Source organism: Enterobacter cloacae complex sp. CDL013 (genome assembly GCF_049238805.1).
GTDB lineage: Bacteria > Pseudomonadota > Gammaproteobacteria > Enterobacterales > Enterobacteriaceae > Enterobacter > Enterobacter hormaechei_C.
The window spans coordinates 34,669-51,525 of sequence record NZ_JBMKGT010000006.1 but is presented as its reverse complement, the minus strand read 5'-3'; the positions used below and the strand labels follow the sequence as shown (position 1 = coordinate 51,525).

Below are 16,857 nucleotides of genomic sequence, written 5' to 3'. Positions count from 1 at the left end.
TCCCCCTTCGTCTTGATCGTTATCAATTCTCACCATCTTTCATAGCGTTACCTTCGCTGCAAATCAGCAATGTCGATTTAGAGAGCCACAGGCTCCACACAGGAGATACCCGATGAGCAAATTTTTGGACCGGTTTCGCTACTTCAAACAGAAGGGTGAAACTTTTGCCGATGGGCACGGACAGGTTCTGGATACCAACCGGGACTGGGAAGACGGTTACCGTCAACGCTGGCAGCATGACAAAGTTGTCCGTTCTACCCACGGCGTAAACTGCACTGGCTCATGTAGCTGGAAGATTTTCGTTAAAAACGGTCTGGTGACCTGGGAAATGCAGCAGACCGATTATCCGCGTACCCGTCCGGATATGCCGAACCACGAGCCGCGTGGCTGCCCGCGTGGGGCCAGCTACTCGTGGTATCTCTACAGCGCAAACCGACTGAAATACCCGCTGATGCGTAAACGCCTGATGAAAATGTGGCGTGAAGCGAAAGTGCAGCACAGCGATCCGGTTGATGCCTGGGCCTCCATCATTGAAGATGCCGACAAAGCGAAAAGCTTCAAGCAGGCGCGTGGTCGCGGTGGTTTCGTTCGCTCTTCCTGGAAAGAGGTGAACGAGCTGATTGCGGCTTCCAACGTCTACACCGTGAAAACTTACGGTCCTGACCGTGTGGCAGGCTTCTCGCCAATTCCGGCGATGTCGATGGTCTCTTACGCCTCCGGCGCGCGCTACCTGTCACTCATCGGCGGTACCTGCCTGAGCTTCTACGACTGGTACTGCGACCTGCCGCCAGCGTCGCCACAGACCTGGGGCGAGCAGACCGACGTGCCGGAGTCCGCTGACTGGTACAACTCCAGCTACATCATCGCCTGGGGCTCTAACGTTCCGCAGACCCGTACCCCGGATGCGCACTTCTTTACTGAAGTACGTTACAAAGGGACCAAAACCGTTGCCGTGACCCCAGACTACGCCGAAATTGCCAAGCTGTGCGACCTGTGGCTGGCGCCGAAACAGGGTACCGATGCCGCCATGGCGCTGGCGATGGGCCACGTCATGCTGCGCGAATTCCACCTCGACAAGCCAAGCCAGTATTTCACTGATTACGTGCGTCGCTACACCGACATGCCAATGCTGGTGATGCTCGAAGAGCGTGACGGCTATTACGCCGCAGGCCGTATGCTGCGTGCCGCAGATCTGGTGGACGCGCTGGGTCAGGAAAACAACCCGGAGTGGAAAACGGTCGCCTGCAACAGCAACGGCGAGCTGGTGGCGCCAAACGGCTCTATCGGCTTCCGCTGGGGCGAAAAAGGCAAATGGAACCTGGAGCAGCGTAACGGCACCACGGGTGAAGAGACGGAACTTCGTCTCAGCATGCTGGGCAGCCAGGATGAGATCGCCGATGTCGGCTTCCCGTACTTTGGTGGTGAAGGTTCCGAGCACTTCAACAAGGTTGAGCTGCAAAACGTTCTGATGCACAAACTGCCGGTTAAGCGCCTGCAACTGGCGGACGGTTCTACTGCTCTGGTCACTACCGTCTACGATCTGACCATGGCGAACTACGGCCTGGAGCGCGGCCTGAACGATGAAAACTGCGCGACCAGCTATGATGACGTGAAGGCTTATACCCCGGCCTGGGCGGAGCAGATTACCGGCGTGCCACGCGCGCAGATCACCCGTATCGCGCGTGAATTTGCGGAAAACGCCGACAAAACCCACGGTCGCTCCATGATCATCGTCGGTGCCGGTCTGAACCACTGGTATCACCTCGATATGAACTATCGCGGCCTGATCAACATGCTGATCTTCTGCGGCTGCGTCGGGCAGAGCGGCGGCGGCTGGGCGCACTACGTGGGCCAGGAAAAACTGCGTCCGCAGACCGGCTGGCAGCCGCTGGCGTTTGCCCTTGACTGGCAGCGTCCGGCCCGTCACATGAACAGCACCTCCTACTTCTATAACCACTCCAGCCAGTGGCGCTACGAGACGGTTACCGCCCAGGAACTGCTATCGCCGATGGCGGATAAATCCCGCTACAGCGGCCACCTGATTGACTTCAACGTGCGCGCTGAGCGTATGGGCTGGCTGCCGTCTGCGCCGCAGCTGGGCACGAACCCGCTGCGCATTGCGGAAGCGGCGAAGAAAGCGGGCATGTCACCGGTTGACTACACCGTTAAATCCCTCAAAGACGGCTCAATCCGCTTCGCGGCAGAACAGCCGGAGAACGGTAAAAACCATCCGCGTAACCTGTTCATCTGGCGCTCTAACCTGCTGGGTTCGTCCGGTAAAGGCCATGAATACATGCTGAAATACCTGCTCGGTACCGAAAACGGTATTCAGGGTAAAGATCTCGGCAAGCAGGGCGGCGTGAAGCCAGAAGAAGTTGAATGGAAAGACAACGGTCTGGACGGCAAGCTGGATCTGGTGGTAACACTGGACTTCCGTCTGTCCAGTACCTGCCTGTACTCCGATATCGTGCTGCCTACCGCCACCTGGTACGAAAAAGACGACATGAATACGTCGGATATGCATCCGTTTATTCATCCGCTGTCTGCGGCCGTTGACCCGGCATGGGAATCAAAAAGCGACTGGGAAATCTACAAAGACATCGCGAAGAAATTCTCCGAAGTCTGTGTAGGACACCTGGGCAAAGAGACCGACGTGGTGACGCTGCCAATCCAGCACGACTCCGCTGCCGAACTGGCGCAACCGCTGGACGTGAAGGACTGGAAAAAAGGCGAGTGCGACCTGATCCCAGGCGTAACCGCGCCGCACATTATTCCGGTTGAACGTGATTACCCGGCAACGTACGAGCGCTTTACCTCTATCGGCCCGCTGATGGAAAAAATCGGTAACGGCGGGAAAGGGATCGCCTGGAACACCCAGAGTGAAATGGACCTGCTGCGCAAGCTCAATTACACCAAAGCGGACGGCCCGGCGAAAGGCCAGCCGATGCTGAACACGGCGATTGATGCGGCGGAAATGATCCTGACCCTGGCCCCGGAAACCAACGGCCACGTGGCGGTGAAAGCCTGGGCGGCCCTGAGCGAGTTTACCGGTCGTGACCATACGCACCTGGCGAAGAATAAAGAGGAAGAGAAAATCCGCTTCCGCGATATTCAGGCCCAGCCGCGCAAGATTATCTCCAGCCCGACCTGGTCTGGCCTCGAAGATGAACATGTGTCCTATAACGCCGGATACACCAACGTTCACGAGTTGATCCCATGGCGCACGCTTTCTGGCCGTCAGTCTCTGTATCAGGACCACCAGTGGATGCGTGACTTCGGTGAAAGCTTGCTGGTTTACCGTCCGCCAATCGACACCCGCTCCGTGAAAGCGGTGATGGGTGCGAAATCAAACGGTAACCCTGAGAAGGCGCTGAACTTCCTGACGCCGCACCAGAAGTGGGGTATCCACTCCACCTATAGCGACAACCTGCTGATGCTGACCCTGTCGCGCGGGGGGCCAATCGTCTGGATGAGCGAAGCGGACGCCAAAGATCTGGGTATCGAAGATAACGACTGGATTGAAGTGTTCAACAGCAACGGTGCCCTGACGGCACGTGCGGTGGTGAGCCAGCGCGTACCGGCCGGGATGACCATGATGTACCACGCGCAGGAACGTATCGTTAACCTGCCGGGGTCTGAGATCACCGAACAGCGCGGCGGTATTCACAACTCCGTGACCCGTATTACGCCGAAGCCGACCCACATGATCGGTGGTTATGCCCAGCTGGCCTACGGCTTTAACTACTACGGCACCGTAGGATCGAACCGCGATGAGTTCGTGGTGGTACGTAAGATGAAGAATATTAACTGGTTAGATGGCGAAGGTAATGACCAGGTACAGGAGAGCGTAAAATGAAAATTCGTTCACAAGTCGGCATGGTGCTGAATCTGGATAAATGCATCGGCTGTCATACCTGCTCAGTCACCTGTAAAAACGTCTGGACCAGCCGTGAAGGTATGGAGTACGCCTGGTTCAACAACGTGGAAAGTAAGCCGGGCACCGGCTTCCCGACCGACTGGGAAAACCAGGAGAAATGGAAGGGGGGCTGGATCCGTAAAATCAACGGCAAACTGCAACCGCGCATGGGTAACCGTGCCATGCTGCTGGGTAAAATCTTCGCTAACCCGCATCTGCCGGGCATCGATGATTACTACGAGCCGTTTGATTACGACTATCAGAACCTGCACAACGCGCCGGAAAGCAAACACCAGCCGATCGCCCGTCCTCGCTCGCTGATCACCGGCCAGCGCATGGACAAAATTACCAGCGGTCCAAACTGGGAAGAGATTCTGGGCGGCGAGTTCGAAAAACGCGCCAAAGACCAGAACTTCGAGAACATGCAGAAGGCGATGTACGGCCAGTTCGAAAACACCTTCATGATGTACCTGCCGCGCCTGTGCGAACACTGCCTTAACCCGGCGTGCGTGGCGACCTGCCCAAGCGGCGCCATCTACAAGCGTGAAGAAGATGGCATTGTGCTGATCGACCAGGACAAGTGCCGCGGCTGGCGTATGTGCATCACCGGCTGCCCGTACAAAAAAATCTACTTCAACTGGAAGAGCGGTAAGTCTGAGAAGTGCATCTTCTGCTACCCGCGTATCGAAGCCGGTATGCCGACCGTCTGCTCAGAGAGCTGCGTAGGTCGTATCCGCTACCTCGGCGTGCTGCTGTACGACGCGGACGCGATTGAAAATGCCGCAAGCACCGAGAACGAGAAAGATCTGTATCAGCGTCAACTAGACGTCTTCCTCGATCCAAACGATCCGAAGGTTATTGAGCAGGCGCTGAAAGACGGTATTCCGCAGAGCGTGATTGACGCCGCACAGCAGTCTCCGGTGTACAAAATGGCGATGGACTGGAAGCTGGCCCTGCCGCTGCACCCGGAATACCGCACGCTGCCGATGGTCTGGTACGTGCCGCCGCTGTCTCCGATTCAGTCTGCGGCGGATGCGGGTGAACTGGGCAGCAACGGCATTCTGCCGGACGTGGAAAGCCTGCGTATCCCGGTTCAGTATCTGGCCAACCTGCTCACCGCCGGGGATACCCAGCCGGTACTGCTGGCGCTGAAACGTATGCTGGCGATGCGTCACTTCAAACGTGCGGAAACCGTTGACGGCGTGAACGATACCCGCGCGCTGGAAGAGGTTGGTCTGACCGAAGCGCAGGCGCAGGAGATGTACCGCTATCTGGCAATCGCTAACTACGAAGATCGTTTCGTGGTGCCGAGCAGCCACCGTGAACTGGCTCGCGAGGCCTTCCCGGAGAAAAGTGGGTGTGGCTTTACCTTTGGCGACGGTTGCCACGGGTCAGACAGCAAATTCAACCTGTTCAACAGCCGCCGCATCGACGCGATGGATGTGACCAGCAAAACGGAGCCGCACCAATGATTGAACTCGTCATTGTTTCGCGTCTGCTCGAGTACCCTGATGCTGCGCTTGTGCAGCATCAACAGGAACTCTTTGATGCACTCGCGTCATCTGAAAACCTGGATAAAGAGGATGCCCAGAAGCTGGGCGTTTTCCTCCGCGATCTGCTGGCGCGCGATCTTCTTGATGCGCAGGCGGACTACAGCCAGCTGTTTGACCGGGGTCGTGCCACGTCTCTGCTGTTGTTCGAACACGTTCACGGTGAATCCCGCGACCGTGGTCAGGCGATGGTGGATCTGATGGCCCAGTACGAGCAGCACGGTTTGCAACTCGACAGCCGCGAGCTGCCGGATCACCTGCCGCTGTATCTGGAATATCTGGCGCAGTTGCCGAAAGAGGAAGCGCTGGGCGGGTTGCAGGACATTGCTCCCATTCTGGCGTTGCTCGGCGCGCGTCTCCAGCAACGTGAGAGCAGCTATGCAGTCCTGTTTGATCTGCTGGTGAAACTGGCTAACGCCTCGGTTGACAGTCAAAAAGTGGCGGAAAAAATCGCGGATGAAGCCCGGGACGATACCCCACAAGCACTGGATGCCGTCTGGGAAGAAGAGCAGGTGAAATTCTTTGCTGACCAGAGCTGTGGCGAATCTGAAATCTCCGCGCATCAGCGTCGTTTTGCCGGAGCGGTGGCTCCGCAATATTTGAATATCTCTAACGGAGGACAGCACTAATGCACTTCCTGAATATGTTCTTCTTTGACATTTACCCGTATATCGCGGGCACCGTGTTCCTGGTGGGAAGCTGGCTGCGTTATGACTATGGCCAGTACACCTGGCGTGCTGCCTCCAGCCAGATGCTGGATCGTAAAGGGATGAACCTGGCGTCAAACCTGTTCCACATCGGGATTTTGGGGATTTTCGCCGGTCACTTCCTGGGGATGCTGACCCCGCACTGGATGTACGAAGCGTGGCTGCCGATTGACGTGAAGCAGAAGATGGCGATGCTCGCCGGTGGCGCCTGCGGCGTGATGACCCTGGTGGGTGGTCTGTTGCTGCTGAAACGCCGTCTGTTCAGCCCACGCGTGCGGGCTACCACGACCGGAGCGGACATCCTGATCCTCTCCCTGCTGATGGTGCAGTGTGCGCTTGGTCTGCTGACCATTCCATTCTCTGCGCAGCATATGGACGGCAGCGAGATGATGAAGCTGGTGGGATGGGCGCAGTCTGTCGTGACCTTCCGCGGGGGCGCCTCTGAGCATCTGGACGGCGTGGCGTTCATCTTCCGCGTTCACCTGGTGTTGGGTATGACCCTGTTTGTGCTGTTCCCGTTCTCTCGCCTGGTGCACATCTGGAGTGCGCCGGTGGAGTACCTGACGCGCAAATATCAGGTTGTGCGTGCTCGTCGCTGATTCGCTGTATTAATACAACCCCGCATATGCGGGGTTTTTTTTGTCCCCGATCCAGGGTTTCGTGCGGATGCCGGGTGGCGGTTGCGCCTTACCCGGCCTACAGAATTCACTATGCTCGAATCGAACCTTGGTCGAAGCTTCTTATTTTTCCCCGCATGGGAGAACCATGGGGCATTGTGCTTTTGGATAGTGCTAAAGAATCTGGAAGTGATGGTGGTGGGGGAAGGATTACTCAGCGCTTCGCGCTTCGACCTTCGGGTCGTTGCTTGCGGCAACGCTTTCTCGCTACGCTCGAATCGAACCTTGGTCGAAGCTTCTCATCCTTCCCCGCACTGAAGAACCATGGGGCATTGTGCTTTGAGAGAGTGCTGTAGCATCTGGAAGTGATGGTGGTGGGGGAAGGATTCGAACCTTCGAAGTCGATGACGGCAGATTTACAGTCTGCTCCCTTTGGCCGCTCGGGAACCCCACCAGGGGTAATTCATATTTTGAGGTAAAGCTGGAGATGGTGGTGGGGGAAGGATTCGAACCTTCGAAGTCGATGACGGCAGATTTACAGTCTGCTCCCTTTGGCCGCTCGGGAACCCCACCACGGGGTAATGCTTTTAACTGGCCTGCTTCCTGTTGGAAGCGGGGCGCATCATATCAAATGAGACGCCCCTGTAAAGCATTCCTTTAGGAAAATGAAGCTGTTTGCCTGCTTTTTATCCGCAAAGGCGTAAAGCTAATCAATTCATTTTCCGAGGGATTAAAGAATAATCGTTCTGTTGCCGTACACAAAGACGCGCTGGGCAAGTACCTGATACAGCGCACGGCTTAGTACGTTCTTCTCAACGTCACGGCCGGCACGCATCATATCTTCTGCCGTGTAGGTGTGATCCACGTGAATCACGTCCTGCATGATGATTGGGCCTTCATCCAGATTATCATTCACGTAGTGCGCGGTTGCGCCAATGATTTTCACCCCACGCTCGTATGCCTGGTGATACGGACGCGCGCCAATAAAGGCTGGCAGGAAGGAGTGGTGGATGTTGATAATCTTGTTCGGGAAGCGCGCCACGAAGGATGGCGTCAGCACGCGCATATATTTCGCCAGCACCACGTAGTCCGGGTTATGCGCTTCAATCGCAGCAGCCATCAGGTTGTCGTGCTCTTCACGGGTATGGCCTTCGTGACTGACCAGCTCAAACGGAATGTCGAAACGTTCTACCAGCGTACGCAGCGTCTCGTGGTTGCCAATGACGGCGGCAATTTCGACGTCCAGGCCACCGTAGTTGGCTTTCATCAGCAGATCGCCCAGGCAGTGCGCCTCTTTGGTGACCAGAATGACAATGCGGCGACGGCCCGCCGGGTTCAGCTCGCGCACCGAGCCTTCCGGCAGGGCGCTGTCCAGATCGGCAAGCAGGGTTGTGTCGTTGAAAATGCCTTCCAGTTCGGTACGCATAAAGAAGCGACCGGTACGGTGGTCAACGAACTCGTTGTTCTGCACGATATTCAGTTCATGCTTGTAGCAAATGTTGGTAATTCGTGCGATCAGCCCTTTTTGATCGGGACAGATAGTGCGCAGAACTTTACGTTGTAATGATTGCATCGCCGGGAAATCCTGTTTATGTATTTGCGAAGTCTGAGTTGTCAGGCATTACTGCCGCAACACTTTTTAAATTTTTTTCCTGAACCACAGGGGCAGGGATCGTTACGACCGAATTGCGGACGTGTGCCGTCAATATAATACCATTGCCCGCTGTCCTTTAAGAACCGTGAGCGTTCAATGATGGCGCCGGGTTTGTTTTGTTCGCTAAAGCGGGCGACAAAACTGACATAGCCCTCGTTGGCATTGCGGCCGGGAGCGGCTTCAAAGACGGTGAGGCCCTGCCAGACGGTGTTGGCAAATCCGGCTTCAATCTCTTGGCGAAAATCGGCAGCATGGCAGGACGGATGCCAGGTTTTAATCAGGTAGTCTGCGTTTTTGATCACAAAAGCAGTATACCGCGAGCGCATAAGGTGTGACGGCTCTGGTGCAACCTGCTCGCCAGAAAGATATCGCTGGCAACATAGGCTATACTCCAGAGCGCTACCACAGGGGCAGAGTTGAGACACGATTCTCTTCCTGGAACAAAAAATAAGGCGTTAAACGCTTAAGGTAGCAATATGTTAACTGAGCAGGTGCGTTGACGCTATGTCGGGAATCCAGGGGAAGTAAAACAGGGCTAATGAGAAAGGTAAAAATTGGACTGGCGTTGGGCTCAGGTGCTGCCCGGGGTTGGTCACATATTGGCGTTATCAATACCTTAAACCAGATGGGGATTGACGTTGATATTGTTGCAGGATGTTCTATCGGGTCGCTGGTCGGATCTGCGTACGCCTGCGGTAAGCTCCCGGAGCTTGAAAGCTGGGTGCGCTCCTTCAGTTACTGGGATGTGCTGCGCCTGATGGATCTCTCCTGGCAGCGTGGCGGCCTGCTGCGCGGCGAACGCGTGTTCAATCAGTTTCGCAAGATAATGCCCCTCGCTGACTTCCGCCACTGCCAAATGCCTTTCGGGGCCGTTGCAACCAACCTCAGTACGGGCAGGGAGTTATGGCTCACCGAAGGGGATATTCATCTCGCCGTTCGTGCATCCTGTAGTATGCCTGGGTTAATGGCGCCTGTGCCTCACAACGGCTACTGGCTCGTTGACGGTGGTGTAGTGAATCCTGTCCCTGTCTCTCTGACGCGCGCCATGGGGGCGGATATCGTTATTGCCGTGGATTTACAGCACGATGCTCACCTCATGCAGCAAGATTTGATGCCGGTTAATCTTCAGAGCGATGATGCGGAAGAAGAGAAACTTGCCTGGCATGCTCGATTACGCGGCAGAATAGGGCGCCTGGCTGCCCGTCGCGCGGTGACCGCACCGAACGCCATTGAAATCATGACGACCTCTATTCAAATTCTTGAGAATCGCCTGAAGCGAAACCGTATGGCTGGCGATCCTCCGGATATTCTTATTCAACCCTATTGTCCACAAATCTCTACCCTTGATTTCCACCGGGCTGAGGCCGCCATAGCAGCGGGCTCGTTAGCCGTCGAAAAGAAAATAGATGAACTGTTGCCTTTTGTGCGTACAGCACGTTGAGCACTTTTTTGATTACTTCAGCAAAATCTGACAGGCGATAGTACCAATAGCATGCCACTATTGAGTAACTGTCAGCCAGGGGAGGAACCATGACACAGCCATTGGCCGGAAAACATATTTTGATAGTAGAAGACGAGCCCGTTTTCCGATCGCTACTGGATTCGTGGTTATCCTCACTGGGTGCAACCACGTCCCTTGCCGAAGATGGCGTCGAGGCACTGGAAAAAATGGCCAGCATGGCGCCGGATCTGATGATCTGCGATCTTGAGATGCCGCGCATGGACGGATTAATGCTGGTAGAAAACCTGCGTAATGAAGGTTATCAGACACCGATACTGGTGATCTCGGCCACCGAAAATATGGCGGATATTGCTAAGGCGTTGCGTTTAGGTGTGCAGGATATTCTGCTCAAACCGGTTAAAGATTTGAACCGTCTGCGTGAAACGGTGTTGGCCTGCCTGTATCCCAATATGTTTAATTCCCGGGTGGAAGAAGAAGAACGTCTTTTCCAGGACTGGGATGCTTTAGTCAGTAATCCTCTCGCGGCCGCGAAGCTGCTTCAGGAACTTCAGCCGCCGGTGCAGCAAAATATCTCTCATTGCAGAGTAAATTATCGCCAGCTGGTAGCGGCTGACCAGCCTGGACTGGTGCTGGATATTGCGCCGCTCTCGGATTCCGACCTCGCTTTTTATTGCCTGGATGTTACCCGAGCGGGAGATAACGGCGTTCTGGCGGCCTTATTACTCCGGGCGCTGTTTAATGGATTGCTACAGGAACAATTATCCCATCAGGGGCAACGACTTCCTGAGCTAGGCAGTTTACTAAAACAGGTCAACCAACTTTTTCGCCAGGCCAATTTACCGGGGCAGTTCCCGCTTCTGGTTGGCTATTATCACAGCGGGTTGAATAACCTTATTCTGGTGTCTGCGGGATTAAATGCCACACTGAATACTGGCGAACACCATATTCAGGTGAGTAACGGCGTGCCGTTGGGTACGCTGGGAAATACTTACCTTAATCAAATTAGCCATCGCTGCACCTCCTGGCAGTGCCAAATTTGGGGTGCCGGAGGGCGGTTACGCTTAATGTTGTCCACGGAGTAAGCAGTCAGATTTTATTTTTCAGATTGCTTTACCTGTGTTTTTGCTGGCAGTGCTACTATCGCTGCAAGTTTCATGCGTATTTGTCTTAATTGATCGGCAACGCGTTCTTTTCAGACCCGTATTAGTGGCTGAGACTGTATACTCAACGCGTTATTCAATGCATAAAAGTTCAAAACTTGAACAGTTCAGGAGAATTTCAATGGCTGCCCTTAATTCGAAAGTCAGAAAGGCCGTTATCCCGGTGGCGGGATTGGGTACCAGGATGTTGCCAGCGACGAAGGCAATCCCAAAAGAGATGCTGCCTCTGGTTGATAAGCCATTAATCCAGTATGTCGTGAATGAATGTATTGCAGCAGGTATCACCGAAATTGTGCTGGTGACGCATTCATCTAAAAACTCTATCGAAAACCATTTCGATACCAGTTTCGAACTCGAAGCAATGCTGGAAAAACGCGTTAAGCGCCAGCTGCTGGAGGAAGTGCAGTCTATTTGTCCTCCACACGTTACCATTATGCAGGTTCGTCAGGGCCTGGCGAAGGGCCTGGGGCATGCAGTATTGTGCGCACATCCTGTAGTGGGTGATGAGCCGGTCGCGGTTATTCTGCCTGATGTGATCCTTGATGAGTACGAGTCCGATCTTTCCCAGGAAAACCTGGCGGAAATGATTAAACGCTTCGACGAAACCGGCAGCAGCCAGATTATGGTTGAGCCAGTCGACGACGTGACCGCTTACGGCGTGGTTGACTGCAAAGGCGTTGACCTGCAACCTGGCGAAAGCGTACCGATGGTTGGCGTTGTTGAAAAACCTAAAGCGGACGTCGCGCCGTCTAACCTTGCTGTTGTTGGTCGTTACGTACTGAGCGCTGAAATTTGGGCGCTGCTGGCGAAAACGCCTCCGGGTGCGGGCGATGAAATCCAGCTGACGGATGCTATCGATATGCTGATCGAGAAAGAGACCGTGGAAGCCTACCATATGAAAGGTAAGAGCCATGACTGCGGGAATAAGCTCGGTTATATGCAGGCATTCGTCGAATATGGTATTCGCCATAACAGCCTGGGTGAAGAATTTAAAGCCTGGCTCAAAGGTAGCGTGGGTATTAAGTAATAAACTCACCAGCCTGTGAACAAGACCGGTGTGGCGTCGCCCACCGGTTTTTTTATGCCTGTCACTCTGTAAATGACGGGGGATTGTCAAGGACGTTAAATACGGAGCCTCACAATATGACAGAATGTAAGGAGATGTTCGGGCGGATATTACAGGCATAAAAAATCCCGCATTAAGCGGGATTTTTCAGAATCTTTCCAGATTAATCCTTGATCAGGAAGTCATCCAGTTGTTTACCTTGTTCGTCCATTGCTTTCTTGATTACAGCAGGAGTACGGCCCTGGCCAGTCCAGGTTTTCTCTTCGCCGTTCTCATCGATGTAGCTATATTTAGCAGGACGTGCCGCGCGTTTTGCTTTGGTACCGGTTTTAGCCGCAGCCATGCTGTTCAGCAATTCGTTTGGATCGATACCATCGGCAATCAGCATTTCGCGATACTGTTGCAGTTTACGTGTACGTTCTTCGATTTCAGCCGCAGCTGCGCTTTCTTCTTCACGACGTTCGTTAACTACAACTTCTAATTTTTCGAGCATTTCTTCAAGCGTCTCAAGGGTACATTCTCTTGCCTGCGCACGAAGAGTACGGATGTTGTTCAGAATTTTAAGTGCTTCGCTCATTGTAGTAATCTCAAACTTATAATGGGGGTGGGTTTGTTGTCCTAATAATAGAGCCTTAATTTCACTTGTGCAATAGGTGGGAATGTAAGGAATTCAAAAAATACAAAATAAACGACGCTATTATTAATTACGCTAACTTAAATTTCATTGTTTGTTGGGGCTGCGAGATATCGTTTCAAACGGCAAAAGCGCGTCATTTGCATGTTTGTTTTGTGACTTTTACCTCAGGAATTATAGTTGCGGTTGATAAATATCAGCCTTTTGTATTACCCCGTGTAAACGCAGCGAAGCCAGGAATAGTTAATAAATAGTGAATTTTAATGAACGAAGAAGACACTATAAAAAGAAGTGTTATCTCTGGTTGCGGTCTCACCTTATTGTCAGTGTTTAATGCCTTTACTGCCTGTTTTAACGCATTATTTTGCGCTGCTCGCGAAGGATTTACCGGTGCATGGCAGGTTGGAGTGTGCTGCTCGCCGCAGCTGACGGTACAAAATATGGTACAATGATCCATCGGGAATATTTCACATTGATTAGGGTTCTTCGGCCAATGGCACAACTTTATTTCTACTATTCGGCAATGAATGCAGGGAAATCGACGGCGTTACTGCAATCCTCATACAATTATCAGGAGCGGGGGATGCGTACCGTTGTTTATACCGCCGAAATCGACGATCGCTTTGGGGCAGGGAAGGTAAGCTCAAGAATAGGGCTTTCATCGCCTGCAAGGCTGTTTAACCCTCAAACGGACCTGCTGGAGGACATTCGTGTCGAGCATGCCTCTAAGCCTGTCCATTGCGTGCTGGTAGATGAAAGCCAGTTCCTGACCCGTGAGCAGGTCCATGCGCTTTCAGAGGTCGTTGATGAGCTGGATATTCCCGTTCTTTGCTATGGATTACGTACCGATTTTCGTGGGGAGTTATTTGCCGGCAGCCAGTATCTGCTCGCCTGGTCGGATAAGCTGGTTGAGCTGAAAACAATCTGCTTTTGTGGCCGCAAGGCAAGTATGGTTCTTCGCCTGGACCAGTCGGGTAAACCCTATGCTGATGGCGAGCAGGTGGTGATAGGAGGCAATGAACGTTATGTCTCGGTCTGCCGCAAGCATTATAAAGAGGCGCTGGCTGTAGGCTCGCTGACGGCGTTACAGGGCGACAATCGAAAATAACAAGAATGTTTTACCGATCCTCAGATATAAAAAAACCCGCTGCTGGCGGGTTTTTTATCACACTGTCAACTAAGCGTTTTTCTTCGCTTTCTTGTCAGCCTTTACAACTGCGGGGATTTCAACTTTTACGGCTGCGACATCGCTTTCAGTGAAGTTACGACCGTAATAAGTATCCAGCAGGATCTGTTTCAGTTCGGAAATCAGTGGGTAGCGCGGGTTAGCACCAGTACACTGGTCATCGAATGCATCTTCAGACAGCTTATCTACGTGAGCGAGGAAGTCAGCTTCCTGAACGCCTGCTTCGCGGATAGATTTAGGAATACCCAGTTCCGCCTTCAGACTTTCCAGCCATGCCAGCAGTTTTTCGATCTTCGCGGCAGTACGGTCGCCCGGTGCGCTCAGACCCAGGTGATCGGCGATTTCAGCATAACGACGGCGCGCCTGTGGACGGTCGTACTGGCTGAATGCAGTTTGCTTGGTTGGGTTGTCGTTGGCGTTATAGCGGATAACGTTGCTGATCAACAGGGCGTTCGCCAGACCGTGAGGAATGTGGAACTGTGAACCCAGCTTGTGCGCCATAGAGTGACAGACACCCAGGAAGGCGTTAGCAAACGCGATGCCCGCGATTGTTGCCGCACTGTGTACACGTTCACGCGCAACAGGGTTTTTCGAACCTTCGTTGTAAGAAGCTGGCAGGTTTTCTTTCAGAAGTTTCAGCGCCTGCAAAGCCTGACCGTCAGAGAACTCAGAAGCCAGTACGGAAACGTAAGCTTCCAGAGCGTGAGTTACCGCATCCAGACCACCGAACGCACACAGTGATTTCGGCATTTCCATGACCAGGTTGGCGTCAACGATAGCCATATCTGGCGTCAGTGCGTAGTCAGCCAGCGGGTATTTCTGACCGGTTGCGTCATCAGTCACAACGGCAAATGGCGTCACTTCTGAACCAGTACCGGATGTGGTGGTGACGGCGATCATTTTCGCTTTCACGCCCATTTTCGGGAACTTGTAGATACGTTTACGGATATCCATAAAGCGCAGCGCCAGTTCTTCGAAGTGAGTTTCCGGATGCTCGTACATCACCCACATAATTTTCGCAGCGTCCATTGGGGAACCGCCACCCAGTGCGATGATCACATCAGGTTTGAAGGAGTTCGCCAGTTCAGCACCTTTACGGACAACGCTCAGGGTTGGGTCAGCTTCAACTTCAAAGAAGACTTCAGTTTCGACGCCAGCCGCTTTCAGAACAGAGGTGATCTGGTCTGCATAGCCATTGTTGAACAGGAAACGGTCAGTCACGATGAGCGCACGTTTGTGGCCATCAGTAATCACTTCATCCAGCGCGATTGGCAGAGAGCCGCGGCGGAAGTAGATAGATTTCGGAAGTTTGTGCCACAACATGTTTTCAGCTCGCTTAGCAACGGTTTTCTTGTTGATCAGGTGTTTTGGACCAACGTTTTCAGAGATGGAGTTACCACCCCAGGAACCACAACCCAGAGTCAGGGAAGGTGCGAGTTTGAAGTTGTACAGATCACCGATACCACCCTGAGAAGCAGGGGTGTTGATCAGGATACGTGCCGTCTTCATCTTCTGACCGAAGTAAGCAACACGCTCAGGCTGGTTATCCTGATCGGTGTACAGGCAAGAGGTGTGGCCGATACCGCCCATTGCCACCAGTTTCTCTGCTTTTTCTACCGCGTCATCAAAATCTTTCGCACGGTACATTGCCAGCGTTGGGGAGAGTTTCTCGTGAGCAAACGGCTCACTTTCATCAACGACTTTCACTTCACCAATCAGAATCTTGGTGGTAGCAGGGACGCTAAAGCCAGCGAGTTCAGCAATTTTATACGCTGGCTGACCTACGATAGCTGCGTTCAGTGCACCATTTTTCAGAATCACGTCCTGAACGGCTTTCAGTTCTTTACCTTGCAACAGGTAGCCGCCGTGGCTGGCGAAACGTTCACGAACGGCGTCGTATACCGAATCAACCACGACAACAGACTGTTCAGATGCGCAGATAACGCCGTTATCGAAGGTTTTAGACATCAGCACAGAAGCAACTGCACGCTTGATATCTGCCGTTTCGTCGATCACAACAGGAGTATTACCTGCGCCTACGCCGATGGCTGGTTTACCGGAGCTGTATGCTGCTTTAACCATACCAGGACCACCGGTCGCCAGAATCAGGTTAATGTCCGGGTGATGCATCAGAGCGTTGGACAGTTCAACAGAAGGTTGGTCGATCCAGCCGATGAGATCTTTTGGCGCACCCGCAGCAATGGCTGCCTGAAGCACGATATCTGCTGCTTTGTTGGTGGCGTCCTTCGCACGTGGATGCGGAGAGAAAATGATTGCGTTACGAGTCTTCAGACTGATGAGAGATTTGAAGATGGCGGTAGAGGTTGGGTTAGTGGTTGGAACGATACCGCAAATGATGCCGATCGGTTCTGCGATGGTGATGGTGCCGAAAGTATCGTCTTCTGACAGCACACCGCAGGTTTTCTCATCTTTATAGGCGTTGTAGATATACTCTGAAGCAAAGTGGTTTTTGATCACTTTATCTTCAACGATACCCATGCCGGATTCGGCAACGGCCATTTTAGCGAGAGGGATTCGAGCATCAGCAGCAGCCAGAGCGGCCGCGCGGAAGATTTTATCAACCTGTTCTTGGGTGAAATTGGCATATTCACGCTGGGCTTTTTTTACGCGCTCGACGAGGGCGTTCAGTTCAGCGATATTGGTAACAGCCATAATGCTCTCCTGATAATGTTTAAACTCTTTTAGTAAACCAGCGCTCGATACGTCTGACAGTATAGTCAGAGCCGATCCCACTTGCGTAACACACAGTAAAACAAAGGATTACTCACTGCTCCAGCTCACTAATTTACTAAAAGAGCCTTACCTTAGCATCATACCTTTTTGATAGGTGATCTCCCTGGCGGCGTAACCAAGATTACTCACTTCTGAGTACGAAAATTATGAT

Annotated in this window: 12 protein-coding genes, 2 tRNA genes and 1 other RNA gene; 8 read left to right on the top strand and 7 right to left on the bottom strand. The window is 53.1% G+C overall.

All coding sequences use genetic code 11. The features are described 5' to 3' along the window. The first annotated feature begins 112 nt into the window (after positions 1 to 112). From ACOTXD_RS13185 to narI, 4 genes are read left to right on the top strand one after another with little or no spacing between them, the layout of a single operon-like run. Positions 113 to 3,856: a nitrate reductase subunit alpha gene (locus tag ACOTXD_RS13185; RefSeq protein ID WP_023300281.1), complete on the top strand. Its 3,744-nt coding sequence runs from the start codon at positions 113 to 115 to the stop codon at positions 3,854 to 3,856. Continuing rightward, positions 3,853 to 5,388 (top strand): nitrate reductase subunit beta, encoded by a 1,536-nt coding sequence (gene narH / locus ACOTXD_RS13180; protein WP_017384243.1) that lies wholly within the window; start codon positions 3,853 to 3,855, stop codon positions 5,386 to 5,388. Before ACOTXD_RS13185 ends, narH begins: the two co-directional genes overlap by 4 nt. After that, entirely contained in the window at positions 5,385 to 6,095 is a 711-nt protein-coding gene (gene narJ, locus ACOTXD_RS13175) for a nitrate reductase molybdenum cofactor assembly chaperone (RefSeq protein WP_022651366.1), read from the top strand. Before narH ends, narJ begins: the two co-directional genes overlap by 4 nt. Continuing rightward, complete coding sequence (narI, locus tag ACOTXD_RS13170) at positions 6,095 to 6,772, top strand: respiratory nitrate reductase subunit gamma (RefSeq protein ID WP_003856712.1); 678 nt, start codon at positions 6,095 to 6,097, stop codon at positions 6,770 to 6,772. Before narJ ends, narI begins: the two co-directional genes overlap by 1 nt. 211 nt (positions 6,773 to 6,983) lie before the next feature. Here narI and ACOTXD_RS13165 read toward each other — a convergent pair. The 5 genes from ACOTXD_RS13165 to ACOTXD_RS13145 form a co-directional block, all read right to left on the bottom strand. After that, positions 6,984 to 7,114, bottom strand: a non-coding RNA gene (locus tag ACOTXD_RS13165) — RtT sRNA. A 45-nt stretch (positions 7,115 to 7,159) separates the two neighbouring features. Next, a tRNA-Tyr gene (locus ACOTXD_RS13160) sits at positions 7,160 to 7,244 on the bottom strand. 34 nt (positions 7,245 to 7,278) lie between these two features. Next, positions 7,279 to 7,363: transfer RNA gene (locus ACOTXD_RS13155), tRNA-Tyr, on the bottom strand. A gap of 157 nt (positions 7,364 to 7,520) precedes the next feature. After that, a complete protein-coding gene (gene purU, locus ACOTXD_RS13150; RefSeq protein ID WP_003856715.1) occupies positions 7,521 to 8,363 on the bottom strand; it encodes a formyltetrahydrofolate deformylase in 843 nt (280 codons plus the stop codon). Positions 8,364 to 8,404: 41 nt separating this feature from the next. Then, complete coding sequence (locus ACOTXD_RS13145) at positions 8,405 to 8,869, bottom strand: YchJ family protein (protein ID WP_045897570.1); 465 nt, start codon at positions 8,867 to 8,869, stop codon at positions 8,405 to 8,407. Between the two features lie 113 nt (positions 8,870 to 8,982). Here ACOTXD_RS13145 and rssA point away from each other — a divergent pair, with 113 nt between their 5' ends. The 3 genes from rssA (at position 8,983) to galU (ending at position 12,093) form a co-directional block, all read left to right on the top strand. Next, the gene (gene rssA, locus ACOTXD_RS13140) at positions 8,983 to 9,885 is read left to right on the top strand and encodes a patatin-like phospholipase RssA (RefSeq protein ID WP_126501371.1); all 903 of its coding nucleotides are present in this window, start codon (positions 8,983 to 8,985) and stop codon (positions 9,883 to 9,885) included. Between the two features lie 89 nt (positions 9,886 to 9,974). Beyond that, positions 9,975 to 10,988 carry a two-component system response regulator RssB gene (rssB, locus tag ACOTXD_RS13135; protein WP_003856721.1) on the top strand — a complete coding sequence of 338 codons (1,014 nt, stop codon included), beginning with the start codon at positions 9,975 to 9,977 and terminating at the stop codon, positions 10,986 to 10,988. 199 nt (positions 10,989 to 11,187) lie between these two features. Then, a complete protein-coding gene (gene galU, locus ACOTXD_RS13130) occupies positions 11,188 to 12,093 on the top strand; it encodes a UTP--glucose-1-phosphate uridylyltransferase GalU (RefSeq protein ID WP_003856723.1) in 906 nt (301 codons plus the stop codon). Between the two features lie 202 nt (positions 12,094 to 12,295). Here the strand turns inward: galU and hns are convergent, their stop codons facing one another. Next, positions 12,296 to 12,709 (bottom strand): histone-like nucleoid-structuring protein H-NS, encoded by a 414-nt coding sequence (hns, locus tag ACOTXD_RS13125; RefSeq protein ID WP_003856724.1) that lies wholly within the window; start codon positions 12,707 to 12,709, stop codon positions 12,296 to 12,298. Between the two features lie 550 nt (positions 12,710 to 13,259). Between hns and tdk the strand changes: the two genes are divergently transcribed. Next, complete coding sequence (tdk, locus tag ACOTXD_RS13120) at positions 13,260 to 13,874, top strand: thymidine kinase (protein WP_032610234.1); 615 nt, start codon at positions 13,260 to 13,262, stop codon at positions 13,872 to 13,874. A gap of 69 nt (positions 13,875 to 13,943) precedes the next feature. Here the strand turns inward: tdk and adhE are convergent, their stop codons facing one another. Then, entirely contained in the window at positions 13,944 to 16,625 is a 2,682-nt protein-coding gene (adhE, locus tag ACOTXD_RS13115) for a bifunctional acetaldehyde-CoA/alcohol dehydrogenase (RefSeq protein WP_003856730.1), read from the bottom strand. Positions 16,626 to 16,857 lie beyond the last annotated feature (232 nt).